This window comes from Thermostichus sp. MS-CIW-41, from assembly GCF_054058915.1.
In genome coordinates, this window is the sequence record NZ_JBSSBO010000023.1 from 1 (window position 1) to 26,048 (window position 26,048).

Here is a 26,048-nt window from a genome sequence, read left to right on the forward strand (position 1 = left end):
GTTCTCGTTTTGACAAATTGGCCAGGAACTTCTTGAGTTTTCTCTATCTCGTCAGTGCTCTCTTTTGGCTCAAATGAAAGATCAACACAACCTAGGCCACCATGAGCGGTACGAGTTATCGGCTGCAGCTGTTGGACATCACCGCCCTGCCCCAACTGCTGGAGCTGGATCGGCGGTGCTATGGGGGATACTGGGGAGAACAGGGATATCGAGCGGAGCTGGAACGACCCACAAGCACGGTGATTGGGGTAGTGGCGGAACCCGTTGCCGTTGGCGCCCCGTGTGGCTCGGGCCGAGCCGAGTTCCCCCTTCCCTCTCCAGGCCCCACCTCGCCGACGCAGGTGACAAAAGAGCTGGTGGGCTTCGGCATTCTCTGGCGTATTGAAGAAGAAGCGCATATCATCTCCTTGGCGGTGGATCCCGAGCACCGACGACAGGGCTTGGGCCGGCGGATTCTGGAAGAACTGCTGAACCAAGCGAGAGCAGCAGGCTGCCGCTGGGCTACTCTGGAAGTGAAGGCTTCCAATCAAGCGGCAATCCGCCTGTACGAATCGGCAGGGTTTCAACGGCTGGGACGTCGCAAGGGGTATTACAACGGAGAAGATGCGCTGGTGTATTGGAAGAAACCGATTTAGAAAAGCGTCAATTGTATATAAATTGAAGGGCTGTGAACGTTTTTCGGGATACACCTCAAGCCAGACAGTGAGCAAGCCAATAGGCTAAGCATATCAAGGCTACAGGGGATCCAACCCATTGACCGAGTGTCGATTGCCCGTTTGATTCTTTATATAGGTCATCAAAATGCTCTCATTCTGTGGATGCAAACTGCCCGCTACAGTTCCTCCCAGCAACACTGACTCTAGCCAATGCAGCCGCATCCATCGCACAACAGAGATCCTGACTTAATCTACAAAGCTCCTGCTCGGTGGGGAAAAGCTATAGCCTGCGATATCAACACCTTGAATTCGATCCTTGCCGTTTGGTGGCCGATCAGAGCTTCAACTTACGGCTGGAGTCCTTGGGCTAATAAGATGTAAAGTTTTATTTCGAGATCCAACATTTCTGCCTCAATATATATTTTTCATATCATATTCCCCCTTTGGCCAACTTGCCTGAAAAAACACTTCAGGTTAACCTACACTTGTTATCTGTCCATCCTGAGCATTTTCAAGCTGTGAGGATCATTATGGACACCTCTGGAAACACCATTGGAGATGAGGCCATCTCTTTTGTCGTCAGTCTTTGGTCTAGGCTTATCGATTTTATGCCCAATCTCCTTGCGGCGATTGCCATCTTAATTCTGGGTTGGATAGTGGCCATGGCAGTAGCCTTCGGCGTTAGAGGACTGCTCAAAAGGACGCAACTGGACAATCGCTTGGCTGCTTGGGTTTTGGGCCAAAAGCCCGGCGAGAAGCTGCCCCAAACGGAGCGCTGGGTGGCCGCTGCCGTCTACTGGGTGATTCTTGCTTTTGTGTTGGTGGCGGTACTGAATGCCCTGCAGCTTCAAGCTGTCTCCGATCCGCTCAACAGGTTTTTGGGGGAAATCTTCGTTTATCTGCCACGGGTGGGTGGGGCGCTGGTGCTGCTGGCTGTGGGCTGGGCGGTGGCTACAGTTGCCCGGCTGGCAGTCATCCAGGGGCTGCGGCGTTTCAACCTCGATGAGCAGTTGGCCCGGCCTCTACAGCAGGAAAGCACTGCCGGTGAGGCAGGTGCAGAAGGAACCCCGACCGGCCAAGAGGGAGGTACAGAGGTCACCCCTTTCCTGCTGAATGAAACTTTGGGCAATGCCCTTTACTGGCTGATTCTGCTGTTCTTTTTGCCGATCATCCTGGATACCCTGAACCTGCAGGGGCCGCTGCAGCCGGTGCAAAACCTGCTGGATCAGTTGCTGTCGATGGTGCCGCGGATTTTGGGAGCGCTGATCATCGGTGCAGTGGGCTGGTTTTTGGCCCGCATCGTGCGTGGGATCGTCTCCAATTTGTTGGTGGCAGCAGGGGCAAATCGGTTGGGGGCACGCTTTGGCGTTCCCCAGTTGGCCCAGATCGTCGGGACGGTGGTGTATGTCTTGGTGTTGATCCCGGCGGTGATTGCGGCGCTGAATGCCTTGGAAATTCGGGCCATCTCCGATCCGGCGGTGGCGATGCTGGAGCAGGTGTTGCGGGCCATTCCCTTGATCGCGGGATCCGCTTTGATCCTGGCCGTCTTTTACTTGCTGGGGCAATTTTTGGCCAGCTTGGTAACCCAGTTGCTGCAGGCGGTGGGTTTTGACCGTCTGGTCGCGGGGCTGGGCTTGCCCCTGGCCGCTGCTCCTGAGCCTGAAGGGGATCCCGCTGCCAAACGTCGCACTCCCTCCGAGATCGCCGGCTTGGTGGTCTGGGTAGGCGTGGTCTTGTTTGGGGCGGTGCCGGCAGTGGAGTTGCTGCAGTTTGCCGCCCTAACCGACATTGTGCAGGGGCTGTTGCTGATTTCCGGTCGGGTGCTCATCGGCGCCCTGGTGTTTGGGATCGGTCTTTATTTGGCCAATTTGGCCCACTCTATGATCAAGAGCTTGGGTAGCCCTTCCTCAGGGGTACTGGCCCAGGCGGCGCGGGTGGCTATCTTGGTTTTTGTTGGCGCCATGGCCCTGCAGCAGATGGGCGTGGCCACCGACATTGTGGTGTTGGCTTTTGGTCTGGTTCTGGGGGCGATTGCCGTGGCGGTGGCGTTGGCTTTTGGGTTGGGAGGTCGCGATGTAGCTGCCGAGCAGATCCGGCAATGGCTCAAGAGAGAGTGAGAGCAGGTTTTGTAGATATCGCCAAGGGGGACTTTGGTAGAATCACTCGGCTGTGCTACCACCTAGACGATCTGCAATCTAGGCTGAGCAAAGCGCCGAGGCCCAAGCGTAGGCGAATGCGGCAAGCGGCGTTTCGTCTGCGGGAGAGAATCAGGAACCTGGTGGACGAGTGCCATCGCAAGGTAGCAGCGTTCCTGACGGATAACTACCGATTGATATTCCTCCCCACTTTCGAGTCAGCCAAGATGGTTGCCAAGGCGGGGAGGAGGTTTGGTAGCAAGACGGCAAGGGCGATGCTCACCTGGGCGCATTATCGGTTCAAGCAGTTCCTGAAGTTTCAAGCCAAGAAGAAAAACGTGGTTGTCGTGGAAGTATCGGAAGCGTACACCAGCAAAACCTGTACCAAGTGCGGGCACATCCACACCAAGTTGGGTGGCGCAAAGGTGTTTAGATGCCCAAAGTGCAACCACAGGCTACCACGAGATTGGCAAGGCGCTCTGGGTGTTATGCTCAGAGCTTTGCGGGATACCGCCTTTCTGTTCGGCCTCCGGCCCGCTAACGCGGTCGCGTCAGCGTCGCGTAGTGACAACGGAAATGGACAGAATGCTATCGCTTCACCGTTGAGCAGTAATGGTCAGCAGTGTTCAGCGTAAATGTATCAGCCTTTCTCTGTAGACGTTCGATTGCACCTAAAAAATTGCCCCGCCCATCACCGGGCGGGGTTATTGCTGCATCCTCAGGCCAGCTTAAACTGCCTCTGGAACTTTGGCCTCTTCCGCCGCCACTTCCTGCACCACGATCTTGCCCCGGAACACCACGTAGTTGTAGATGTTGTAGGACAAGATAACCGGGATCAGAAAGCCAATAAAGGTGAGCATAAACACCAGGGAGCTGGGGGAGGCCGCCGCTTCGTAGATGGTGACGCTGGGGGGGATGATGTTGGGGAAGACCATGAACCCCAAGCCGATAAAAGAAAGCGCAAAGATCAAAAAAGTGTAAACCAAAACGCTATTTTCTTCCCGCCGGCGCAGGCTGCGCAGCAACAACGCCACCAACAAAAGTCCCAGAACTGGGATGGCAGCAAAGATGTAGAAAAGAGGGGGCGAGAAAAGCTGAGCACGCGCCTGCTCGGACATGATAGGAGTGCTGATGGTGATAAACACTGCCCCCAGTAAAGTTGTCCAGGTGGCGATGGTTGCCGTCTTGTAGTAGGTTTCCTGAAGCTCGCCGGTGGTCTTAACGATTAGGTAGGCTGAGCCGATTAACACATAGCCCTGGATCAAAGTAAGAGCCACCAACAGCGTGCGCCAGGTCAGCCAATCCCAGGGGCTGCCGGCAAAGTGGCCGGCTTCGTCCACGCGGATCCCTTCGAAGACGCTGCCCAAGGCAAATCCCTGGCCCAAGGCTGCCAAAAAGCTGCCCACTCCAAAGGCCAGGTTCCACACCAACTTGTTGTCGGCGTTTTCCCGAAACTCGAAGGAAACGGCCCGCAAGATCAGGCCCACCACCATGATCACCAAGGGTATGTAGAGGGCATTGAGAATGGTGGCGTAGGCGAGAGGAAAAGATCCAAATAGGGATCCCCCCATCAACACCAGCCACGTCTCGTTGGCATCCCAAACATTGCCCAAGCTGGTCATGAGGATGCTGCGCCGGGTCTCGCTGGAGGCCGTCAGGGAGAGGATACCAACTCCCAGATCAAACCCGTCCAGCAGAACGTAGAGAAATAGGAATAGGCCCAGGATAAAAAACCAAACCTGGGGCAGAAACCGCTGTAAAGGCTCAAAAGATTCCATCGCTGTTCCCTCTGCTTTGAGTATTTCTGACCAGTGCGAGACAGTTCCCGATGACGATCCCCAGTCCCTCTCCCTCTAGGGAAGGGAAGTTGGGAGTTGACGTAGCGAAGGGTTTCACTGCTGTGGGGAATGGGCCTGCTACGTTGCCCTGTTGCTACTTGGAGTCACCAGTTAGATGGCTACCAAACTGCTGCTACCGAGCTTCTGCAGGACGGCGATCTGGCTCGTGGCGGGCAGGCTCGACCACGATCACCGGCTGCGTTGCTGGGGCAGGAGCGGGCAACTCCAGGTTGGGCCCTTCGCGGATGATGCGGCTGCCAAAGTAGAGAGCGGCAACGAAGAACACAGTGTATAACGCGGTCAGGCCAACCAGAGAAAACAGCACTTCTCCTGCCGGCAGGGGCGAAACCGATTCCACCGTGCGCAGTTGTCCATACACAATCCAGGGCTGCCGACCCACACAGCGGACGATCCAACCGGTTTCAACGGCGATGTATCCCAGGGGTGCTGCGAAGATCCAAGCTCTCATCAGCCACTTTTGCTGAGAAAGGGCCTCCACTGAGAGCTTGCCCCTCAGCCATTGCACAAGGGTAACTCCGACAAGCCCGGCTAGGAGGAGGCCAATGGCCACCATTGTCCTAAAGGAGTAGTAGATGAGGCCAACCATGTGGGGACGATTTTGGGGATCCCAGCTTTTGAGCCCTTGAATGGGTCGATCCAGCCTGGGTTTGAACTCCAGCAGATAGCCCAGCGCGCCAGGGATCTTCACCTCCCACTCGTTGCGCTCTTCGCGGTCGTTGGGCACAGCCAACAGGCTCCAGTCTGCCCGCTCGCCGGCAGGGATCGTCTCCCACTGGGCCTCCATGGCCGCCAGCTTGGCCGGCTGATAGCGATACACTTGCTCTGCGCTCAAATGGCCGACGAACACCTGCAAAGGGGCGACCACTAGGGTCATTGCCAAGACCACTTTGAGGGAGCGGGAGAAGAACTCGCTGTGCCGCCGCTTGAGAATGTACCAGGCACTGATGCCACCGATAACAAACAAAGAGGTTTCCAAGGTGGCAAAAAACATGTGCAGAAAGCTGTTGACCATGAAGGGGTTGACAATAGCTTGCAGGTAGTCCCGCACCACAAATTTCCCATCGACGAACACGCCACCTGCCGGCGTCTGCAGCCAAGAGTTGGCCGTCAGGATCCAAAAGGTGGATAAGTTGGCGCCAAAGGCCACCAGGATCGTCGAGATCCAGTGAATCACCGGCGGGACGCGCTCCCAGCCGAACAGCATGATCCCCAGAAAGCTGGCCTCCAGCATAAAGGCCATCGTGCCCTCAAAGCCCAGGATGGTTCCAAAAAAATCTCCCACCGCTTCGGAAAAGGGTGCCCAGTTCATGCCAAATTGAAAGGCCATTGGCAAGCCTGAGGCCACGCCAATGCCAAAGTTCAACACATAGAGTTTTGACCAGAAACGAGCGTGACGATAGTAATCTAGGTTGCGGGTTTTTAGCCAAAGCCCCTCAATAACAACAAGGTAAATGGCCATCCCCGTTGTTAAAACCGGCCACAACATGTGAAAAATGGCCGTGAGGGCAAATTGTAGCCGAGAAAGCGCGACGGTGTCTAGAAACATAATTTGTACCAAGTTTAGGTGGATTGATTCATGCAGCTTTTTCCGACAACATCTGCTGCAATTGATACAGCTACATCTCTTGCATGAAAAACATCTTGCTGACTGGCAGACATCAGATGAGGCCGGGAAAGCCGCGCTTTGTGGTTCCTTCTAACATCGAATCTTGGCTAAGACAATCGACAAGCCGTCCGACTCTAAAGGTTAATTTTAGGATTCTGTGAGATATAGACCTTTTTTTGTAATTTGGACTACAAAGCAAAAAGCCCTCTGTGAACCTAGCGGCCAAAAACTGGCAGGCCATTGACATAGGGTTCTGGTTTTCTTCGTCTTTAAACAACAAAACTGTTGTCCCAATAGATCGAGGAGCAATTCCCAGCAAGGGGCGACTTCCCGTCTACAGCGCCAGCAGACGGCTGCTGATTGTCCCCGGAGCCTGCCAGAATTGGGATCCCTGCTTGTTGGGATCGCAGTTTGCAGGGTGGGGTGGAAGATGTCGTTTATTCCGCTGGTGCGCTTTCTGGCCCAATCTGGCTTGATGCAAGAGTTGGCCGCCCGGTTGAGATCACGGCGACAGGCAGATCTGCAGGGGGCAGGGCGGATCCCGAAGGGGTTGATTGCCTCGGCTTTGGCCCAGCAGGAGGGAAGATCCCTGCTGGTGGTCACTGCCACGCTGGAAGAAGCGGGCCGGTGGACAGCGCAATTGGAGGGCATGGGCTGGGAGAGTGTGCAGCTCTACCCTACTTCAGAGGCTTCCCCCTACGAACCTTTTGACCTGGAACCGGAGCTGGTGTGGGGCCAGTTTCAGGTGCTGGCCGATTGCCTCCAGGGGAAGAAGGGCATGGCCATTGTGGCGACAGAGCGGGCCCTCCAACCCCACCTCCCTCCCCCAGAGGTGTTGCGGGCCTTTTGTCTCCAGCTGGAACCCGGCTTGGAGATGTCGCCGCAGCAGTTGGGGCAGCAGTTGGCTCGTCTGGGCTATCGGCGGGTGAGTCTGGTGGAAAGCGAGGGGCAGTGGAGCCAGAGAGGCGATATTCTCGACGTTTTCCCGGTGGCCTGCGAGTGGCCGGTGCGGCTGGAGTGGTTCGGCAACGAGCTGGAGAGGCTGCGGGAGTTTGACCCAGTCAGCCAGCGCTCCCAAGATGGGATCCCCCACGTTTGGCTTACTCCCACCGGCTATGGGCCTATCCTCTGGCCGGCTCTGCAGGAAAAAGCCGATCAGCTCTCCCAGGGCCTACGGCAGCAGTTGGAGCAGTCGCCCACCCCCCCGGAGGGCTTGCGCCGTTTTCTCGGCCTGCTCTACACCCCTCCCGCCAATCTGCTCAGCTATCTGGATCCCACCACCCTCATCCTGATCGACGAGCCAGAGCAGTGCCAGGCCCACAGCCAGCAGTGGCTCTACCACGCCCAAGAACAGTGGAAACAGGCCCAGGTTGCGGAGCCGGCTCTGCAGCCCTTTCACCGCCCCTTCGATCTCCATGCTCCCGACTGGGATCCCTTCCCCTGCCTGTTGGCCCGCACCTTTGCCCCTGCTGGCGAAGCCGAAGCTGCCCTTGACCTAAAAAGCCGGCCTGTGCCTACTGCTCCCCACCAGTTTGGATCCCTGGCCAAAACCCTGCGCGAGTACCGCAAGCAGCAGTTGCAGGTTTGGATCCTCTCTGCCCAGCCCTCCCGCACCGTGGCTCTGCTGCAGGAACACGACTGCCCCGCCCAGTATGTGCCCAACCCCAAAGACTTCCCGGCCATCGAGCGCCAGCTGCAGTCCTACACCCCAGTGGCCCTCAAGTATTCCGGCCTGGCCGATCTGGAGGGGTTTCTCCTGCCCACGCTGGGATGGGTGGTGCTCACCGACCGCGAGTTTTTCGGCCAACACAGCCTGGCCACCCCGACCTATGTGCGCAAGCGCCGCCAGGCCAGCTCTCGCCAGGTGGATCCCAACCTGCTCAAGCCAGGGGATTTTGTCGTTCACAAGGCCCATGGCATTGGCCAGTTTCTGCGCTTAGAAAGCCTCACCATTGGGGGCGAAACCCGCGAGTACCTGGTTATTCAATACAGCGATGGCCTGTTGCGGGTGGCTGCCGACCAGGTCAACTCCCTTTCCCGCTACCGCGCCAGCGGGGATGGACCACCTGCCCTGCACAAGATGTCCGGCAGCACCTGGGAAAAGACCAAACAGAAGGTGAAAAAGAGCCTGCGAAAAGTGGCCTTTGACCTGCTGCAGCTCTATGCCAAACGCGCCGAACAGGAGGGCTATGCCTTCCCGCCCGATTCTCCTTGGCAACAGGAGCTGGAAGATTCTTTCCCCTATCCCCTGACGCCGGATCAACTCCGAGCTGTCCAGGAGATCAAGCGGGATATGGAATCTCCACGCCCTATGGATCGGCTGCTGTGTGGGGACGTGGGCTTTGGCAAAACAGAGGTGGCAATCCGTGCCATTTTCAAAGCCGTAACCGCCGGCAAGCAAGTAGCTCTCCTGGCGCCAACCACCATTCTTACCCAGCAGCACTACCACACCCTCAAAGAGCGCTTTGCTCCCTATCCTATTCAAGTGGGCTTGCTCAACCGCTTCCGCACCTCGGAGGAGAAAAAAGAAATCCTATCCCGTCTCAAGAGTGGCGAACTGGATGTTGTGGTGGGCACCCACCAGCTTTTGGGCAAGGATGTGCAATTTCGGGATTTAGGCCTTTTGGTTATTGACGAAGAGCAGCGCTTTGGCGTCAACCAAAAAGAGAAAATCAAACTTCTCAAAACCCAGGTGGATGTACTCACCCTCACCGCCACCCCTATTCCCCGCACTCTGTATATGGCCTTGTCGGGTTTGCGGGAAATGAGCTTGATCCAAACTCCGCCTCCTTCCCGCCGGCCTATCAAAACTCACCTTTCTCCCTACAACCCCGAAGTCATCCGCACGGCTATCCGCCAAGAGTTGGATCGCGGCGGTCAAGTCTTCTATGTCGTCAACCGCATTGAAGGCATCGAAGAAACCAGCGCCAAATTGCGGGAGTGGGTGCCCGGTGCTCGCATTGCCATTGCCCACGGGCAGATGCCGGAAGGGGAGCTAGAGGCAACGATGCTGGCTTTTAACAATGGGGAAATCGATATCCTGGTCTGCACGACGATTATCGAATCCGGTTTGGATATTCCCCGCGTCAACACCATTTTGATTGAAAATGCTCAGGAGTTTGGATTGGCTCAGCTATACCAGCTGCGGGGGCGGGTGGGCCGGGCTGGGATCCAAGCCCATGCTTGGCTGTTTTACCGAGAAGACGGGATCCTCACCGAGGAGGCCCGCAAACGCCTACAGGCCATTCAGGAATTTACCCAACTGGGATCCGGCTATCAGTTGGCAATGCGGGATATGGAAATTCGTGGCATTGGCAACCTGCTGGGAACGGAACAATCCGGGCAAGTCAATGCGGTGGGCTTCGATCTTTACCTAGAAATGCTGCAAGAAGCCATTCGAGAAATTCGCGGCCAGGAGATCCCACAGGTGGAGGACACACAAATTGACCTCAATGTAACCGCCATGATCCCGCAAAGCTATATCCCCGACGAAGATCAAAAGATGCAGGCTTATCGACACCTGGCTGCTGCCGGCTCTCGGGTCGAGCTGTTGCAAATTGCCCAGGAATGGCAAGACCGCTTTGGCCCCCTGCCCAAGCCTACCCAGGAGCTGCTGCGGGTGATGGAGCTGAAGATCCTGGCCCGCACGCTGGGCTTTTCCCGCATTAGGCCAGCCAAGGAGCATGTCCTTTTGGAAACCCCCATGGAGGAGCCGGCTTGGAATCGCCTGAAAGAGGCTCTGCCCACTCACCTGCAGCCTCGCTTTGTCTACCAACCGGGCAAGGTGACGGTGCGAGGGCTGGGGATGGTACCGGCGGCGCAGCAACTGGAGAACCTTTTGCAGTGGCTGGACAAGATGAGCCTGGCCCTGAGCCGGATGGAGGCTGGGATCCCAATGACCCCCTAGATCTTGCCGGATCCCTCTCGAGGCGGGCCCATGCTCTGGTGTGAGAGAGTGGAATGGCCGGCCCTCCTCTCTTCAGCGCTCCTTTTTGCATCGGCTTCGCGTTTGCATCGGGTTCGCGTCATGAAAGTTCTAGAAGCTCACCACCTCCAAAAAACCTACCGGCAAGGAGGCAGGGAGGTGCGGGCGGTGGTGGATGTCTCCCTGACGCTGGCAGCAGGGGAGATCCTGGCTTTTTTGGGGCCCAACGGGGCCGGCAAGACCACCACCATTAAGATGATTGCCGGCCTGATCCAACCCGACGCGGGCACAGTGTGCGTTCTCGGACGGGATCCCCATACCGATCCGGGGGCCCTGGCCCAGGTGGGGGCAGTGCTGGAAGGCAATCGCAACCTCTACTGGCGGCTGACCCCCCTCCAGAACTTGGAGTACTTTGGCGTGCTGCGGGGGCTACCCCCCAGAACCGCCCGGCAACGGGGGCTAGAGCTCCTGGAGACCTTTGGCCTGTGGGAAAAGCGGGATGTTGCCGTGCAAACCCTTTCGCGGGGTATGCAGCAGAAGGTGGCCATTGCCGTTGCCCTCCTGCACCATCCGGCCCTGTTGTTGCTGGATGAGCCCACCCTAGGGCTGGACGTGGAAGCCGCCCAAGCGGTGAAATCCCTCATCCGCCAAATTGCCGCTTCGGGTCGAGCCATCTTGCTCACCACCCATCAACTGGATATTGCGGAAGCGCTCTCGGATCAGGTAGCCGTTATTCGACAAGGGGTGATCGTTGCCCAAGCCCCCACGCGCGAGTTCATCCGGAACTTTGCCGGCGCCGTCAGCACTTATCGGATCGAGCTGGAACAGGGGCTGGATCCCTGGAGGTTTGAACAACTGGCCCGCCAAGGGGTGGAGATTCTCGGATCCCATCAGATGCGCTTCAGCGGCCCGCCAGAGATGCTCTATCAGGTGCTAGAGATCTTGAGGCCTTTGCCCTTGCTGGGCCTCAAACGAGAGGAAGCCGATCTCACCCACATCTTCCTCAAGTTGTTGAAAAGAGGGGATAGACAATGCCAGTGATCCACCTGTTTTGGGCCGAACTAAAGCGGGCCTGGATCCAGTACATCCGCTATCCGGCAGAGGCCCTGGGCGGGATCCTGATCACCACGTTCTTCTTCTATGCCCTCTTTGCCGGCGCTCAGTACGTGGCAGGGCCGGCTTCCCAGTTTGGCAAACGGCTGGACGCGGTGGTGATTGGCTATGTGCTCTGGACGCTGGTCATTTTTGTGGTCAACGATATTGCCCTTAACCTGCAGGTGGAAGCCCAGACGGGGACGCTAGAGCAGGTGCTGCTTTCACACTTTTCCGCGGCCACCCTGTTTCTGGCGCGGGCTTGTGCCAGCTTGGTGTTGCGCTTTTCTGTTGTTGTCGTCATTTTGGGTGCCATTTTGCTGCTCACGGGCAGTCGGCTGCGCTTTCCCCCCAGTTTGGTGCTGCCGCTCTTGAGCGTGGTGCTGGGGGCCTACGGTTTTTCGTTTTTGCTGGGATCCGCTGCTCTAATTTGGAAGCGAATTCAGCAGCTTTTGATCATCAGCCAATTCGGCCTGCTTTTCCTGTTGGCTGCTCCCACGGAAGAATGGCCGGGATCCCTGAAGGGGCTGGGGCAGATGCTACCCATGACAGCGGGGGCGGGGCTGTTACGCGACGTAATGGTGCGGGAGGCGGGCTTGGATCCCGTGCGCTTGGCCATGGCTCTAGCCAGCGGCATTTTCTACTTCGGCCTGGGTCTGCTGGCCTTTCGCCGGGCAATGCGGCTAGCCAAACGTCAAGGGATCCTGGGATCCCAGTAGAGGTCTGCAGGAGGGCATCTAGAGCGAACGTTGGTTGGGGGAGCGGTGCAGCAGGTGAGGGAAGTGGTATTCTACCGCTCCAGTGACCGGGTTGTTTTCGGGGAAAGCCATGCTCCGCCGGCTCAGCTCTTGCAGCGCCTTTTCAATTTCGTCAAAGTCGGCAGGTAAGTCGATAGCTATCTCCGCAAGGGTGAGGATCCCTTGCCGCTGTTGGGCTAGCCGCAGGATCTCCCGCATCAGAGCTTGACCTTTGAGGGGCTGAGGAGGTGCTGAGGTGGTTTTTGAGGAAGCTGGGGATGGGGAGGGTCGGGATCCCTGCAGGACGGCCAGCTTGAAGTTGTAGTTCTCCACCATGCCTGGGATCAAAAACAGGTCAATTAACTGGCCAAAGCCCAGCAGGCCAAAGGTGAACAGCCAGAGGATGCCTGTTCCAGTCTTGCCCAGGTAGAAGCGATGGACGCCACAGATCCCGAAGATGCCCAACGCCCAGAGGATATAGGCAGTACCGACAGACTTGGGTTCAGCGGGGGGCAGCAGGTAGCGAGAACTCATGGGGATTTGACGAGATAACTCCGAGCGGGTACTTCCAGTTTGTCATCTTCTGGCCTGGACGGGCAGAAGAGAACCGGCGTGATCTCTGCAAGCAAGCTGGGATCCCTTCTACGCTCTTGTCTGAGGGAGGGCAGCCTCAACGGGAAAACAACCGGAATAATGAGATCCAAGTCCCCCAGGCTCAAAGAACTCCGTCTCCCGCTCACGCAAGCAGTGGACATGCCTATAGAAGGCAAGGGAAAGTCGATGTTTGAGCCAATTTTAATCGGGTTGAGCGCTGTGCTGATACATTTACGCTGAACACTGCTGAACATCACTGTTCAACTATGCAGCGATAGCATTCTGTTTGTTTCCAAACAGAATGGCGGTATCCCGCAAAGCTTTGAGTAGAATACCCAAAGCGCAGTTTCCGTGTCGTCTTACTACCAATTTTCTGCTTTGCTTTGGCTACCATGTTGGCAGACTCGAAAGTAAACAGAAAGATCAACTGGTAGTAATCCGTACTGAACATATTATACATTATTTTCAGTATAGTTGAGCTTATCATTGACTAGAGTCATGCTCTGGGGCCTCCTCTGGGGCTACGCTACACTGCTGGTTGTGCTGGTGAACTTTAAGGAGCAAGGATCGGTTTACGCCTACCCTATGCAGGCGGTGCTGGATCGCTTTGTCGAATCCTTGGGGCTGGGCTGGCTTAAGGATCTGCATGCCCTGCAACTGAGGCCGCTGCGCCGGATCAGCTATGCTCTGTTTGGTGCCGTCACCCTAGGGGTGGCTTTCATGCTCTGGGTGTTGGGGTGAGGCGATGACCAGATCGACAGGCGCATTCCCGCAGCAACTGCAAATGCGTTAACCCAACCCGAGTTCTCGACAGGCTCATAATGACCGCTGCCCAACTGGTTGCTATTCTCTCCACTGCCATTGCCACCGCCACACCGGTGGTCTTCGCCTGTGTGGGGGAAACCATTACCGAGCGGGCAGGGGTGATCAACCTCTCCGCAGAGGGGACGATCATGCTGGCCGCCATGGTTGGGTTCGCCGTGGCCAAGCTGACGGGAAGCTTGGTATTGGGCTTTTTGGCTGCCGCCGCGGTGGGAGCGCTGTTTGCTGGGATCGTGGCCTTTGGCTCGCTGACCCTGAAGGGATCCCAAATTGCCATTGGTTTCGTCTTGACCCTATTGGGGGCGGATTTGTCTTCCTTTTTGGGCAATCCGTTCGTGCGGATCCCAGGGCCAACGGTGCCCAGCCTGCCCATCCCCTTCCTGAGAGAGGTGCCGCTGCTGGGGCCACTCCTGTTCCAAGGGGATCTGTTGCTGTACGCCAGCTACGCGCTCATCGGGGGAACTTGGTTCTTTTTGTATCGCACTCAGCCTGGCCTGATGTTGCGGGCTATGGGAGAACAGCCGGCGGCGGCTTTTGCCCGCGGCACCAATGTCATTTTCTGGCGCTATGTTTACACCCTTGTGGGGGGATCCCTATTGGGCTTGGCGGGGGCTGCCTTTTCTCTGGATTTCAAGGCCGGCTGGAGCCACCGACATACAGCAGGGTATGGCTGGATTGCTTTGGCCATCGTCATCTTCGGCGGCTGGAACCCCTTGCGGGTAGCCCTGGGGGCCTACCTGTTCGGCATTTTGCAGTCCTTTGCCGGAGTTGCCCAGACCACCATCCGCGCCGTGCCCACCCAAGTTTTTACGGTGGCTCCCTTTGTGTTGATGATTTTGGTGTTGGTGCTCACTTCTGGGGAATGGTGGGAGTACGGCTTGCGCGGGATCCCACCTCGGCTGCGGCGCTGGATCCAGCAGGCGGTGAAGGCCACGCCGCCGGCAGCTCTGGGGCAGCCGTTTGAACCGGGCTAGAGGTTGCTTCCGGCACTGCGGCTTGGGGGTCGCTGATCAGCCGGATCGGAGAGGGGAATGTAAACTACCCGACTCCGACCGCTAAAGCGGTACGGAGCGGGCTTTCAGTAGCCCTGAGCCTGCTCTGCTCTACCAGAGAACAAAACAAGCCCGGACCTCTAGGCTGGTTTACGACAGCCCCCAAAAGCGCAATCACATTCGCACCATTCAAATCCGCATCCCCTTCCCATCCACAGTGTCCACACTTAAACTGCTTCCCAGTGCGATAGGATTGCGCAGGGTCGGGATGAATGTGCAAGCACCGGTGACAGGTCTGCGACGTGTAAGCAGGCGGCACAAGAATCAGAGAAACCCCTGCAGCCCTCGCCTTGTATTCCAGAAATTGACGTAGTTGGTAGAACGCCCAACTGTTGGCCCTGCGCCGCTCGGCTTTGCTGCGCGGCTGTTGATTGACTCTTTTCCGGATCCCTGTCAGGTCTTCCAGGGCGATAGCGCTGTTGGTAGCTTTTGCCCTAGAGACAATAGCTTTGGAGATGCGATGATTGACCCACGTTTTTGCTACGCAACGCTGACGCGACTGAAAGCGTCTCTCCTTGCCAGACAGCCGTTGCAGCAGTTGACGGCATCTGCGCCGCGAACTGCGTGTGCCCTTACTGGCTTTGCGTTGAAGTACCGCCCTCAACCGGGAGTAGTGGTCTCGGACTCTGTTCAACTGCTGTCCATTCCAATTGTCCCCGTCTGACGTATGGGCAATATCCGTCCTCCCCAAGTCCACCCCCAGCACTCTGCCCGTGCGTTGCGGTGGGGATGGCTCCGTTTCCACACAGATCTGAATAGAGTAGGAGCCGTCTTTACGCTTGACCAGAGTGGCCGATTTGGGATTGGAGCCCGCCAGCCGTTCTCTCTGGTAGCGGCCAATCGCCAGCCCAAAGCGCTCCCGACCCTCCACCGTGGTCAGCGACACCGTCCAGTCTTTCTCGCGGAACGAAAAGATACGAGCGTCGTAGGTAGCGAAGCCACCCTTGAACGCTTTGACGGGGCGGTTTTTCTGTTGTGCCACCTTGCGAGCAGACGCTACCCGTCTGCATATCTGTTGAGCCAAGTTACTGGACAAGCCGAACCGGGCACGGATTTCGCGGTAGCACAGAGACTGGAGCTTAACGGCGTTGGCGACTTTCTCGGGTGTGTTTTGGTTGACCCAGTTCAAGGCTTGGCCAAAAGCCTCCAAAGTCGCGTCCAATTTGGCGGCTTGCGACTGGGACGCCTTGAGCTTGCAGGATACGGTCAGGACTTGGGTCATGGTTCTATTGTAACCTCGCATTCCTCTCGGCACTGACCCTACGGGTACAGTGCGGGGCTCCTGCGATTTCTAGCTGAAAGCGCTAGAAAATAGCCTGCAGTTTTTTAAGGCAAGCCTGGATCTGCGCCATCTCCGAGGGATCCAGCTTTTGGAAGCGCTCTTTCAAGTAGGCGACGTGGGCCGGGAAAATTTCCTCAAACAGTTTTTCCCCCGCTTCTGTCAGCACGACCTTAAAGCAGCGTCGGTTTTCCGGGGGCACTTCCCGGCGCACCAGCCCTTTTTGTTCCAGGCGATCCACAATGCCGGTCAGTGTCCCTTTGGTCACCAGCGTTTTTTGGGCCAAGACATTCATGGTCATCCCAGGGGTATTGCCAAGGGTAACCAACACATCGAATTGGGGGGCCGTCAGCCCCATTTGCCGAATGTGAACCCCGGCGTAATTTTCAAAAGCTTGGTAGGCCCGCGCCAGATCCCGCAACAGCCCCAAAAAAGGCTCACGGGCCGCCAATACCGTCCCCCTCAGCGGAACAGAGTCCTCAGGCTTGAGAACCTCGTCGCTTTGGAGAAGGGGGGATGGAGAGGAGTCAGCGGGAGTGGGCATGGTTGAAGATCGCAGTTCGCGTTGGTGGAACAAACTCAAACCCAAAGGACAGTCTCGGCTCCATGATAGCCCACTGTAGTACAGTTCTAACGCAAAATGAACTACGTCTATCTGCTTTGCTGAGCTAGCCCCTTCGCCGTTATGTGGTTCTCATAAAAAAAGGGGATCCAATGGATCCCCCGTGGCTACCAGAGCTTAAGGCAAATGCCCGTCCAAAGCAGGTAACTGCAGCACTAGGGCTTCAGCTCGCTGGGGATCTGCTCCCCGAAGAGCACGAAGTAGAGAATCCGATAAATGTCCGTGTTCAGGATCCCGGTGGTCGGCACCAGCTCTTGGGCCTTCAAGCCCGCAGCGCGAGCGATGACGCCGCTGCCCACGTCATCTCCGCTAGCCCAAGCCACGGCAAAGGGAAAGCGCTTGCCATTCTTGTCAGGAGCAGAAATAAACGGCTTTGTGCCCGTGCCGTCAACTCCGTCAATGGGGGCACCACTGCCTTCGGGGTCAGTAGGGGGCAACGGCTCATCGGCGGACTCGACATCCACCAACTGCATGCCACCGGCATTGCTGTCGCTGGTGGTGATCATGAAGGTCTTGGGATTCTTCTCGATAAAGTTGAGAATCACCCCGATGGCATCGTCGGCCCGCTTCATGGCCTCCAGGCAGCCAGAGGCATTGAGGTTGTTGCACATGTTGTCGGTGCCCTCTTCTTCGATGACGGCGAAGAAGCCCTTAGGATTGCGGGAGATCCGCGCCAGGGCAAATTCGGTCATCTCGGCAATGGTGGGGGCGCTGGCGATGTAGTTGGGCAAGTTTTCTTTCCGCAACTCTTCTTCAGGCTTGTCGTAGAAGGTGTCCTCGACGTTGAACACCCCCAAAACCTTGGAGACATCTGCCGGCAGCTTGAGCAGCTCGTCGCGGGTGTAGACAACGGCGTACCCCTTTTTCTTGGCCTCCTCAATCAGGTTGCGGCCATCCTTGCGCTTCCCTTTGCCAAAGCGGCCCTGGACACCTTCCGGCAGCAGCCATTCCTCGCCAGCGCCGAGGATGATGTCTACCCCTGACTCCACCACCTGCAGGGCAATCTCCTCATAGTCGCTGCGCTTGGCAACTTCGGCAACGAAGGCAGCCGTCCCCGGCTCAATGATGGATCCCGTTTGCACCAGAGCCGTACCCAAGCCTGCCGCCACAGCCTCTTCCATGATCGTGTTCAGGGTGCCGTTGGCAGAGGGGTACTCTTTGCCGTCCGGATCCAACCCAAAGCTCTTGGCGTGGACACGAGTTCCTGTGGCATGGGTCACCGCTCCGGCGTTGGAAGTTCCCCCAAGCTGGTCGAGAAGGTGCCCGCGATAGGTGGTAATCACGGGGAGACGATCCCAGTTCAGAAAGCCATCGGGGCCGTAGTAGAGAATGCGTGTGATGTCCCAGTGGGAAGCTGAGGTTCCATCTGGGTGAAAGAAGATTGCACCGTTGCCGGTTGGCTTAGGCGCCGCTTGAGCCACACTAGAGGAAAAAACTGACGAGGACAGCAGACACAAAGTTGCAGCCAAAGCCGCCCTCAAAGAATAGCTACGCATAGCTAGCACGCTCCTGCTCGTTCAAAGCTGAACGTTAAGGAAAGTAACACAGCCTTGAACAGTTAGCAAGAGCGCGCACAAATGCTCCTGCAGAACTTATCTGCAGCGACAATCCGCCTCTCAGGTCTACTACTTGGCCGGGGCAGGTTGCGAGGTCTATACCTAGATTTAACTATCTCTTAACTGCCTCATAACGTCAAGGCTTCTCGTAGAGCTTTATAGCCGTCTTCCAGTCAAGCTGTTCTTTTGGGAGCAGGCGTCGAACTCTTGGCCTGCCAGGACCGCCTAAGCTGTCTAAGGTGGTGTTGCCAACGCTGCAGTTCCCCGGCTTCCAGCGGGATCCCACCGAAGCGCACCTCCAGGTAGCGCTCCAAGAACTGGATGGCCACCTGGGCTTGTGGTAAGTCGGAGTGGCGCAAGTGTTCCAGGCAGGCCTCAGGGCCTAGGTGGGCTGGGATCCCCACCGCCGTCGCCAGATCCCGCAGTTGCAGATAAAGCCTTGAGATAAGCTGGCGGCGCTGCTGCGACTTGGGTAGAGCCGCCGGGATCCAGCGCATCCCAGCAAAGGCCAGACTCGGTAGCAAGAGGCCAACCATCCAGGTGGGCCAGGGGGGCGGAGGCTGCCACAGGGATCCCATCACCACCCCATTGGCGGCAGTGGCCAACAGAATCCACCCCCCATCCTGCCAGCGCAAAGCCCGATAGCGGCGGCGGCGACCCCAATAGGCCATGGATCCGGTGATCAAAACCACCCCCAACACCGGCAGGCCATTCTGCTGCAACGTTTGCCCCAAGGCAACCAGGCTGCGACGGAAGCCAGCACCGGCATCCTCCAGCTCCTGGGGAGCAGTTACGCGGCTGGCCAGCTCCTGGATCTGCCGCCAGATCTGCCGCTGGGTGGATAGGTCGTACTGGATGACGTACTTAAACCAGCGGAAGCGCAAGCTGTCGTAGAAATCTTGAAGGGGATCCCACCAGCTCTGCCGCTGACTAACATTGGCCTCTGCCGGCGTAGCGTCAAAGATGACCCAGCCGTAGGGGCCAAAGGGGATCTCCGTCCAGGAATGGGCGTCGGCATTGCGTACTGCCAGATAATTTTCCTGCGCCACCCAGCGCCCGCCCAAAAAGCCATTCACCATCCGGGCCGGGATGCCAATGCTGCGGGCCAGTATCGTCAGGGCTGTGGCGAAATATTCGCAGTGGCCCCGCCGATGGGTGAACAGAAAGGCTTCCAAAGGCGGTTCAGGGCCGGGATCCGGCAGATCGGTGGTATAGGCGTAGTTCTCCAGCAGGTAGTTCTGCAAAGCCGTCACCTTGCCAAAGACATCGGGGATCCCAGCGGTAACGTCTTCAGCCAAGGCGGGAATGCGCGGATCCAGGTCTGCTGGCAACTGCAGATAGGCTGCCTGTTGGACTGGGTCGAGAGCACTGAACAGCTCCGCGTGGCCAAGCCGGCGCAAGCGCGGGCTTAACTCCCTTGAGATCCGGCTCCGGGCACGGTAGAGATGGGGCACCTGCCGAGGCAGAGAATGGCCGATATCTCCGGTCTCGCTCAAGATGAGGCGGCGATTTTGCCGTTGCCAGGCTTGTTGCACCGTCGCCGCTCCCCCCCGCTCCAGCCATTCCATCTCCACCAGCGGGGCCACCCCAAAAACGGTGTTGGTGACCAGCGGCTCCAGATAGATAAGCTGCTCCAAGGGGAGAAGCAGCAGGTCGGGAGCAGTGGGGATCAAGCTGGAGGCAGAGAGATCAAATACCCCTGCTGCGTTGGGGAAAATGGGGATGAAGCGGTCTAGCGTTCGCGACCAGGCCCGTCCATCGTAGCGATCGAAGCTGATCCCGCGCCAGTAGAGGGACTCCACACGGGGCGGCACCCCTCCAGGAAACTCCACCCGCATGACAACGGTGTTGTCGGTTTTGAGGGTGCCGAATTCTCCCAGGCTGACTTCCTCGGCAAAGCCGGTGGTCATCACCGGCGAGCGGGCCTGGCGACCCAGAATTCCTAAACTGACCCGCGGGAACAAGAAAAACAAAGCCACGGACAGGATCACCGCCAGCAAAGCCAGGGATCCGAGAAAGCCCAAAAAGTTGAGGTTGATGCCACGGGTTTGGCTGGCTGCCTGCGGGTGCTGCTCTGCTTGCAGGCGCAGGTGGTAAAGGGTGAGGTTGATTAGCCCTACCCCCACGTACAGCAAAAACAGCAGCCCAAAGCTGATGTCTTCGTTGAACAGGGTGGCAATGGCCATCAGCAGCAGAGACAGCACCGCCAACTGGATGTGATCCGCCGCCCGTTCCCGCTGAAACAGCTTGGCCCCCGTTAGGTAAAGCACCAAGCCAATGGCCCCATCGGAAAAGGGAAGGATCCCAAAGATAACCAAAGCCAGCAGGCTAAGCAACACCGCCACCGTCAGGGGCATCCACAGGGGGGCATAGCGGGCAAAAGCAATCCTTGGCGGCTCCCAAAACCAACTGCAGGCCCCCGCTGCCAAACAGACACCAATCACCGGTGGCGACAGAGCCTGATCCCCCAGACAAAGGGCCGTGAAGGCGATCCCCACCAACAGGTAAACAAACACCTTTTGAACGGATGGCAGTGTCCAGGTCATGGCCCTTGGGGGTCGATCTTTTCCAGCATAGCCAAGTCTTTTTTGCTACCGATTTGTCGTTCCCTGGTCGGCTGGGATCCCCTTCTGGACAAAGCGAAGGGCATTAGAATCGTTAGCTAAGAATCGTTAAGATTTTGTTACTCGCCGGTCTCGACGGGATACCTGTGACACGCTGCGCGAAAAGGTGGTGAGATGTCCAGCCAAAACGAAATTCATGTGGTGGGGGCGCGGCAGCACAACCTCAAAAATGTCAACCTGCGGATCCCGCGCGATCGCCTGGTGGTATTCACGGGCGTCTCCGGATCGGGCAAGTCCTCCTTGGCTTTCGACACCATCTTTGCCGAGGGACAGCGGCGCTATGTGGAATCCCTCAGTGCCTATGCGCGGCAGTTTTTGGGGCAACTGGACAAGCCGGATGTGGATCGCATCGAAGGGCTGAGTCCGGCCATCTCCATCGATCAAAAGTCCACCAGCCACAACCCCCGCTCGACGGTTGGCACCGTTACCGAAATCTACGACTACCTGCGGCTTCTGTATGGGCGAGCTGGGATCCCGCACTGTCCCCATTGCAACCGGGTGATCGCCCCCCAGACGGTGGATCAGATTGTGGATCAGATCATGGCCCTGCCGGATCGGACGCGGTTTCAGTTGCTCTCGCCGGTGGTGAAGGGGAAAAAGGGCACCCATGCCAACCTGTTGCAAAGCTTGCGCCAGCAAGGGTTTGTGCGCGTGCGCATCGACGGCCAGGTGCGGGATCTAAGCGAGGAGATCGAGTTAGCCAAAAACAAAACCCACACCCTTGAGGTTGTGGTGGATCGGCTGGTCAAGAGCCCCGACATAGCGGAGCGACTGGCCGATTCTCTGGCAACCTGCCTGCGCCAGTCGGGAGGAATTGCGGTGGTGGAGCTGCTGCCGCGGGAAGAGGAGCGAGAACATCTGCTGCAAAAGGTGGCCGAGTCGGCGGGGCAATACCTGAACGGCAAGCCAACGGAGCTGATTTTTTCTGAGCAATTTGCCTGCCCGGAGCACGGTTCGGTGATGGGCGAGCTGTCGCCGCGCCTGTTTTCCTTCAACTCGCCGATTGGGGCCTGTCCTGTCTGCCACGGGCTGGGTTTTGAGCCCATCTTCGACCCCGAGCGGATCGTGCCCGATCCCAAGCTCCCCTTGTACGCGGCCATCGCCCCTTGGGCAGAGCGGGAGAACCCCTACTATCTGGCCCTGTTGGCGGGAGCCGCCAAGGCTTTTGGCTTCGACCTCAGCACCCGCTGGTGTGATCTCACCCCCCAGCAACAGCAGATCATCCTCTACGGCGCCGACCAGGAGGTCTACATCGCCGAGGCGGAATCTCAGTACCGAGGCCGGGGGTACTATCGCCGCTATGAGGGGGTGATTCCCCAATTGCAGCGGCACTACCAGGAAACCACTTCCGAAATCTATCGGCAAAAGCTGGAAGCCTACCTCACCTACCGTCCCTGTTCCGCCTGTGGGGGATCCCGTCTCAAGCCGGAAGCCCTGGCCGTGCGCGTTGGGGGCTACCGCATCACAGATCTTACCGAGATCCCCATCAGCGACTGCCTACACCGCCTGGAGCAGCTGAAGCTTACCCCTCGCCAAGCGCAAATCGGCGAGTTGGTGCTGCGGGAGATCAAAACCCGGCTGCAGTTTTTGGTGGATGTGGGCCTCGACTACCTCACCTTGGCGCGTCCAGCCATGACCCTCTCCGGAGGCGAAGCGCAGCGGATCCGTCTGGCCAGCCAGATGGGCTCCGGCTTGACGGGGGTGCTCTACGTGTTGGACGAACCCTCGATTGGCCTCCACCAGCGGGACAACGAGCGCCTGTTGCAAACCCTGTTTCGCCTGCGAGATCTGGGCAACACCTTGATCGTGGTGGAACACGACGAAGAAACCATCCGTGCCGCCGACCACATCGTCGATATCGGCCCTGGGGCCGGCATCCACGGGGGGGAAGTGGTGGCCCAGGGATCCCTGGCGGACATCATGGCCTGCGAGCGCTCCATCACCGGAGCTTATCTTTCGGGGCGGCTGCGGATCCCTACCCCTGGGCAGCGGCGGGCTGGGAAAGCGGTTGCCCTCAAGCTCACCAATGCCCACAAAAACAACCTCAAGCACATTGATGTAGAGATCCCCCTGGGCAAGTTGGTCTGTGTCACGGGGGTCTCTGGCTCCGGCAAATCCACCTTGGTCAACGAATTGCTCTACCCTGCCCTGCAGCACCATCTTGGACACAAGGTGCCCCAACCCACGGAGATGGGAGCACTTGAGGGCATCGAACACATTGACAAGGTGATCGTGATCGACCAATCTCCCATTGGCCGTACCCCCCGCTCCAACCCTGCCACCTACACCGGCCTGTTCGACCCGATCCGCCAAACCTTTGCCCAAACCTTGGATGCCAAGGCCAGAGGCTACCCATCCGGCCACTTTTCCTTCAATGTCAAGGGGGGGCGCTGTGAAGCCTGCAAAGGGCAGGGGGTGAACGTGATTGAAATGAACTTTCTGCCCGATGTGTACGTCACCTGTGAAGTCTGTGGGGGCAGCCGCTACAGCCGCGAAACCCTGCAGATCAAGTACAAAGGCAAAAACATCGCCGAAGTCCTGGATATGACGGTGGGGGAAGCGCTGGATTTTTTCTCGGCTCTGCCCCCCGCCGCCAAGATCCTGCAGACTCTGGCCGATGTGGGCCTCGATTACATCAAGCTGGGCCAGCCAGCCCCGACCCTCTCCGGTGGGGAAGCGCAACGGGTCAAGTTGGCCGCAGAACTGGCCCGCCGCTCCACCGGCAAAACCCTCTATCTGTTGGATGAGCCTTCCACCGGCTTGTCCTTTTACGATGTCCACAAACTCTTGAACGTCCTGCAACGGCTGGTGGATACAGGCAACACCGTGCTGGTGATAGAGCATAACCTGGACATTCTCCGCTGTGCTGATTGGATTATTGACTTGGGGCCAGAGGGCGGCGACCGCGGCGGCCAGATCATCGCCGTTGGCACTCCAGAACAGGTGGCTGAGCACCCCGGATCCCATACAGGGCGATATTTGAAGCAGGTTTTGCAACAACATCCCCCAGGTCGCTGAGCAACTCAGCCTGCTCCAGGGAGAAAGTTGACCGAAAGCGGCTGTCGGGATCCCCTTTCGCTTTTTGCTCTGCTCACCTCAGCCATGGCGGTGGAGGACTGATGCGGCGAGGACTCTATCCCACCCAGGCGCTCCGCACCGTGAACGCAAGGGTGAACGGTTAGCCTGAGTCTCACGTCGCTATGGCATGATGGGTCGGAAGGAAAAGGTTCGCACTCTCCCCATGGTAGGGCAGACCCTGGGTGGCCGCTATCAGATCTTGGAAGCACTGGGATCCAGCGGACAAACCTACTTGGCACAGGATAGCCATCATCCTGAGCGGCTTCGGGTGGTGCTCAAACGCTGGCAGGCCGGCCAAAATGCTCCGCACCGCGAACACAGTGAGGACTCCGCCTCGCTACGGCATCTCTTTCAGCAAGAAGTGGCGCTGCGGGAACACCTGGGATCCCACGAGGGTATCCCCCGCCTGTTGGCCTGCTTTGAGCAAGAGGGGGAGTTTTATTGGGTGGAAGAATGGGTTGAAGGGCCCACCCTGGAACAAGCTCTATTGCTAGGTAACGCAACCGAGAGGGGCCAGCTAACGACTCCGTCCCGCCAAATGCACTGCCATTGGGGGCACGACTGGACAGAGGCTGAGGTACGAGCCTTGTTGCAGGATGTGCTGCAAACCTTGGCCTTCCTGAATGGGGAAGGGGTGAGCTGCTGCAACCTGCAGCCCTCTCGCTTGATCTACCGTCAGGCGGATGGCCGATGGGTGTTGTTGAAGTGGGGGGGTGAGGAACAGGGTCTGGCTTTTTCCGGCTCTGGCTTCGGGAACCCCTATGGCCCCAGGCATTGCAGCGACCTCTATGCTCTTGGGCTGATTGCCCTGCAGGCCCTCTGCGGGATCCCGCCCCAGAAGCTGTTTCGCGACCCGTTGACGGGGGAGTTGCGCTGGCACGATCTGGCCTCTACTAGCGCTCCTTTTGCTGCTTTTCTGGATCGTTTGGTGAGCTGCAACCCACAACAGTGCTTTCCTTCAGCAACAGCAGCTCTGGCCGCTTTGCAGGCTTTGCCCCCCGCCGAGAGCCCCCCTGCCGCCGAACTCCTGTCCCAGCCCAGCCCTGTCGCCGCCGAGCCCTTACAGGAGCCAACCACCCCACCGCGTTCTCCGGTATCGCTGCGGGCGCGTCCCCGGATCCCACCGGTTTGGGCAGGAGGCAGCTTGGCGGCTTTGCTGGCGTTGACGGTGGCAGGGGTATGGCAGATGAGGGCGAACCTTGGCCTGCGGGGGGAGCCCAAGGATTCTGTCCCCCTCACGAGAACGGGATCCTCTGGCCCGGCAAAGCGCAACGGCCTGGGACTCCGTCCTACTCGCGAGAACGGTTCTCATGCCTCCGTCCCCACCGCCGTCACGGTCGCGGAAGCGTCGCGTAGCGATAACGACCCGGCAGACTGGGCCAAGTCTTTGCAGCTCAAGGCTACGCTGGAAGGCCCTGTCGCCGTCACTGCTCTGGCCATCAGCCCGGATGGAAATCTCCTTGCTGCCGGGGGAGACGACGGCGTGATCCGGCTTTGGGATCCCCAGGCTGGCCAACTGCTCCAGAGCTGGGCAGGCCACAAGGGATCCGTTGAGGCACTGGCCATCAGCCCAGATGGTACCTTTTTGGTGAGTGGGGGGGCAGACAAGACGGTACGGGTCTGGGATCTGGCGACCCTGGGGGATCCGGCTCTCTCGCCTGGGGATGTGCTGGCGCGGCTGCAGTTGCAAGGGCACACCGGGTTGATCAACAGTGTCGCCATTAGCCCCGATGGTCGTTGGATTGCCAGTGGCAGCGCCGACCGCACCATCCGCCTTTGGCAGGCCGACAACGGCCAGTTGATCCGCACCCTGGCGCCTCCCACTGCTGCCGCCCAGGAGACTCCTCAGAGGGCTGGCATTACAGCAGTGGCCTTTGGCCCAAGACCTACCCGTATGAATACTTCCCACCAATCTGAAGGGATCCCCCCTTGGATCTTGGTGGCCGCCAATGGAGATCCCACCGTTTACCTTTGGGATCCCGGCAGCGGAGCCTTGCTGGAAACCCTAAAGGCCGACTACCCCATCGAGCAGGTGCTTCTGAGCCCAGATGGCCGCTATTTGCTTGCCGGCAGTACCGGTGGCATCTTGTTCTGGAACTTGGGCACGGGATCCTTGGAGCGCACCTTGCCCCAGACTTTGTCCGGCTTGGCCGCCCTTGCCCTCAGCCCTGATGGCCGCTTGCTCGCCAGCGGCACCGATTACCGCGCTCACCAGATTAAGCTCTGGGATCTGCGCAGCGGAGAACAGTTGCGCACCCTGGGCGGCCAGACTTGGATGGTGAGCGTCTTGCTGTTTGGCCCCGGTCGCGGAAGCGTCGCGCAGCGATATGGGCAGACCCTTCTCAGTGGTGGCGCCGATGGCTCAATTCGCATTTGGGGGCCAGCCGACCCAGCTCAGCCCTAGTGGGATC

At 58.3% G+C, this 26,048-nt stretch carries 16 protein-coding genes and 1 pseudogene; 10 read left to right on the forward strand and 7 right to left on the reverse strand.

Features of this window, described 5'->3' with window-relative positions:
* The first annotated feature begins 101 nt into the window (after window positions 1–101).
* The 3 genes and pseudogenes from rimI to ACVWXE_RS08315 all read left to right on the forward strand — a co-directional run.
* Complete coding sequence (gene rimI, locus ACVWXE_RS08305) at window positions 102–635, forward strand: ribosomal protein S18-alanine N-acetyltransferase (RefSeq protein WP_457490052.1); 534 nt, start codon at window positions 102–104, stop codon at window positions 633–635.
* Between the two features lie 551 nt (window positions 636–1,186).
* Window positions 1,187–2,773, forward strand: a complete 1,587-nt coding sequence (locus ACVWXE_RS08310; RefSeq protein ID WP_457403574.1) for a mechanosensitive ion channel — start codon at window positions 1,187–1,189, stop codon at window positions 2,771–2,773.
* 2 nt (window positions 2,774–2,775) lie between these two features.
* A pseudogene (locus ACVWXE_RS08315) lies at window positions 2,776–3,426 on the forward strand (zinc ribbon domain-containing protein); the annotation flags it as partial.
* Between the two features lie 93 nt (window positions 3,427–3,519).
* Here ACVWXE_RS08315 and cydB read toward each other — a convergent pair.
* Window positions 3,520–4,569, reverse strand: a complete 1,050-nt coding sequence (gene cydB / locus ACVWXE_RS08320; RefSeq protein WP_011432837.1) for a cytochrome d ubiquinol oxidase subunit II — start codon at window positions 4,567–4,569, stop codon at window positions 3,520–3,522.
* 193 nt (window positions 4,570–4,762) lie between these two features.
* A complete protein-coding gene (locus tag ACVWXE_RS08325) occupies window positions 4,763–6,196 on the reverse strand; it encodes a cytochrome ubiquinol oxidase subunit I (protein ID WP_457490053.1) in 1,434 nt (477 codons plus the stop codon).
* A 490-nt stretch (window positions 6,197–6,686) separates the two neighbouring features.
* Here ACVWXE_RS08325 and mfd point away from each other — a divergent pair, with 490 nt between their 5' ends.
* The 3 genes from mfd to ACVWXE_RS08340 all read left to right on the forward strand — a co-directional run bounded on the left by mfd (window position 6,687) and on the right by ACVWXE_RS08340 (window position 11,992).
* A complete protein-coding gene (gene mfd / locus ACVWXE_RS08330) occupies window positions 6,687–10,163 on the forward strand; it encodes a transcription-repair coupling factor (RefSeq protein WP_457490054.1) in 3,477 nt (1,158 codons plus the stop codon).
* A 120-nt stretch (window positions 10,164–10,283) separates the two neighbouring features.
* On the forward strand, window positions 10,284–11,222 hold the full coding sequence (locus ACVWXE_RS08335; protein ID WP_457490055.1) for an ABC transporter ATP-binding protein: 939 nt from the start codon (window positions 10,284–10,286) through the stop codon (window positions 11,220–11,222).
* Window positions 11,213–11,992: an ABC transporter permease gene (locus ACVWXE_RS08340; protein WP_457490056.1), complete on the forward strand. Its 780-nt coding sequence runs from the start codon at window positions 11,213–11,215 to the stop codon at window positions 11,990–11,992. The genes ACVWXE_RS08335 and ACVWXE_RS08340 overlap by 10 nt, the downstream gene beginning before the upstream one ends.
* 18 nt (window positions 11,993–12,010) lie before the next feature.
* Here ACVWXE_RS08340 and ACVWXE_RS08345 read toward each other — a convergent pair whose 3' ends face one another.
* Window positions 12,011–12,544 carry a TM2 domain-containing protein gene (locus ACVWXE_RS08345; protein ID WP_457410817.1) on the reverse strand — a complete coding sequence of 178 codons (534 nt, stop codon included), beginning with the start codon at window positions 12,542–12,544 and terminating at the stop codon, window positions 12,011–12,013.
* Between the two features lie 558 nt (window positions 12,545–13,102).
* On the opposite strand from ACVWXE_RS08345, the gene ACVWXE_RS08350 reads away from it, so the two are divergent.
* Together ACVWXE_RS08350 and ACVWXE_RS08355 are read left to right on the forward strand one after the other, a co-directional pair.
* Window positions 13,103–13,345, forward strand: coding sequence for a hypothetical protein (locus tag ACVWXE_RS08350; protein WP_457490057.1), 243 nt, complete (start codon window positions 13,103–13,105; stop codon window positions 13,343–13,345).
* Between the two features lie 80 nt (window positions 13,346–13,425).
* Window positions 13,426–14,400 (forward strand): ABC transporter permease, encoded by a 975-nt coding sequence (locus ACVWXE_RS08355; RefSeq protein WP_414389016.1) that lies wholly within the window; start codon window positions 13,426–13,428, stop codon window positions 14,398–14,400.
* Between the two features lie 64 nt (window positions 14,401–14,464).
* On the opposite strand, the gene ACVWXE_RS08360 is transcribed toward ACVWXE_RS08355, so the two are convergent.
* The 4 genes from ACVWXE_RS08360 to ACVWXE_RS08375 form a co-directional block, all read right to left on the reverse strand.
* On the reverse strand, window positions 14,465–15,700 hold the full coding sequence (locus ACVWXE_RS08360) for an RNA-guided endonuclease InsQ/TnpB family protein (RefSeq protein WP_457490058.1): 1,236 nt from the start codon (window positions 15,698–15,700) through the stop codon (window positions 14,465–14,467).
* Between the two features lie 82 nt (window positions 15,701–15,782).
* A complete protein-coding gene (locus tag ACVWXE_RS08365) occupies window positions 15,783–16,208 on the reverse strand; it encodes a MarR family winged helix-turn-helix transcriptional regulator (RefSeq protein WP_011432828.1) in 426 nt (141 codons plus the stop codon).
* Window positions 16,209–16,534: 326 nt separating this feature from the next.
* On the reverse strand, window positions 16,535–17,884 hold the full coding sequence (locus ACVWXE_RS08370; protein WP_457490059.1) for an alkaline phosphatase: 1,350 nt from the start codon (window positions 17,882–17,884) through the stop codon (window positions 16,535–16,537).
* A gap of 224 nt (window positions 17,885–18,108) precedes the next feature.
* The gene (locus tag ACVWXE_RS08375; RefSeq protein WP_457490060.1) at window positions 18,109–20,481 is read right to left on the reverse strand and encodes a transglutaminase TgpA family protein; all 2,373 of its coding nucleotides are present in this window, start codon (window positions 20,479–20,481) and stop codon (window positions 18,109–18,111) included.
* A 192-nt stretch (window positions 20,482–20,673) separates the two neighbouring features.
* Here ACVWXE_RS08375 and uvrA point away from each other — a divergent pair, with 192 nt between their 5' ends.
* On the forward strand, window positions 20,674–23,577 hold the full coding sequence (gene uvrA, locus ACVWXE_RS08380; RefSeq protein WP_457490061.1) for an excinuclease ABC subunit UvrA: 2,904 nt from the start codon (window positions 20,674–20,676) through the stop codon (window positions 23,575–23,577).
* 223 nt (window positions 23,578–23,800) lie between these two features.
* Window positions 23,801–26,041, forward strand: coding sequence for a WD40 repeat domain-containing serine/threonine-protein kinase (locus ACVWXE_RS08385; protein ID WP_457490062.1), 2,241 nt, complete (start codon window positions 23,801–23,803; stop codon window positions 26,039–26,041).
* Window positions 26,042–26,048: the final 7 nt, after the last annotated feature.

Excerpts from the sequence above, each read along its gene's own strand:
- uvrA (WP_457490061.1), top strand. The coding sequence starts at position 20,674 with ATGTCCAGCCAAAACGAAATTCATGTGGTGGGGGCGCGGCAGCACAAC.
- rimI (WP_457490052.1), top strand. The coding sequence starts at position 102 with ATGAGCGGTACGAGTTATCGGCTGCAGCTGTTGGACATCACCGCCCTG.
- ACVWXE_RS08360 (WP_457490058.1), bottom strand. The coding sequence starts at position 15,700 with ATGACCCAAGTCCTGACCGTATCCTGCAAGCTCAAGGCGTCCCAGTCG.
- ACVWXE_RS08385 (WP_457490062.1), top strand. The coding sequence starts at position 23,801 with ATGGTAGGGCAGACCCTGGGTGGCCGCTATCAGATCTTGGAAGCACTG.
- ACVWXE_RS08350 (WP_457490057.1), top strand. The coding sequence starts at position 13,103 with ATGCTCTGGGGCCTCCTCTGGGGCTACGCTACACTGCTGGTTGTGCTG.
- ACVWXE_RS08325 (WP_457490053.1), bottom strand. The coding sequence starts at position 6,196 with ATGTTTCTAGACACCGTCGCGCTTTCTCGGCTACAATTTGCCCTCACG.
- ACVWXE_RS08375 (WP_457490060.1), bottom strand. The coding sequence starts at position 20,481 with ATGACCTGGACACTGCCATCCGTTCAAAAGGTGTTTGTTTACCTGTTG.
- ACVWXE_RS08340 (WP_457490056.1), top strand. The coding sequence starts at position 11,213 with ATGCCAGTGATCCACCTGTTTTGGGCCGAACTAAAGCGGGCCTGGATC.
- cydB (WP_011432837.1), bottom strand. The coding sequence starts at position 4,569 with ATGGAATCTTTTGAGCCTTTACAGCGGTTTCTGCCCCAGGTTTGGTTT.
- ACVWXE_RS08345 (WP_457410817.1), bottom strand. The coding sequence starts at position 12,544 with ATGAGTTCTCGCTACCTGCTGCCCCCCGCTGAACCCAAGTCTGTCGGT.
- ACVWXE_RS08355 (WP_414389016.1), top strand. The coding sequence starts at position 13,426 with ATGACCGCTGCCCAACTGGTTGCTATTCTCTCCACTGCCATTGCCACC.
- ACVWXE_RS08335 (WP_457490055.1), top strand. The coding sequence starts at position 10,284 with ATGAAAGTTCTAGAAGCTCACCACCTCCAAAAAACCTACCGGCAAGGA.
- ACVWXE_RS08310 (WP_457403574.1), top strand. The coding sequence starts at position 1,187 with ATGGACACCTCTGGAAACACCATTGGAGATGAGGCCATCTCTTTTGTC.
- mfd (WP_457490054.1), top strand. The coding sequence starts at position 6,687 with ATGTCGTTTATTCCGCTGGTGCGCTTTCTGGCCCAATCTGGCTTGATG.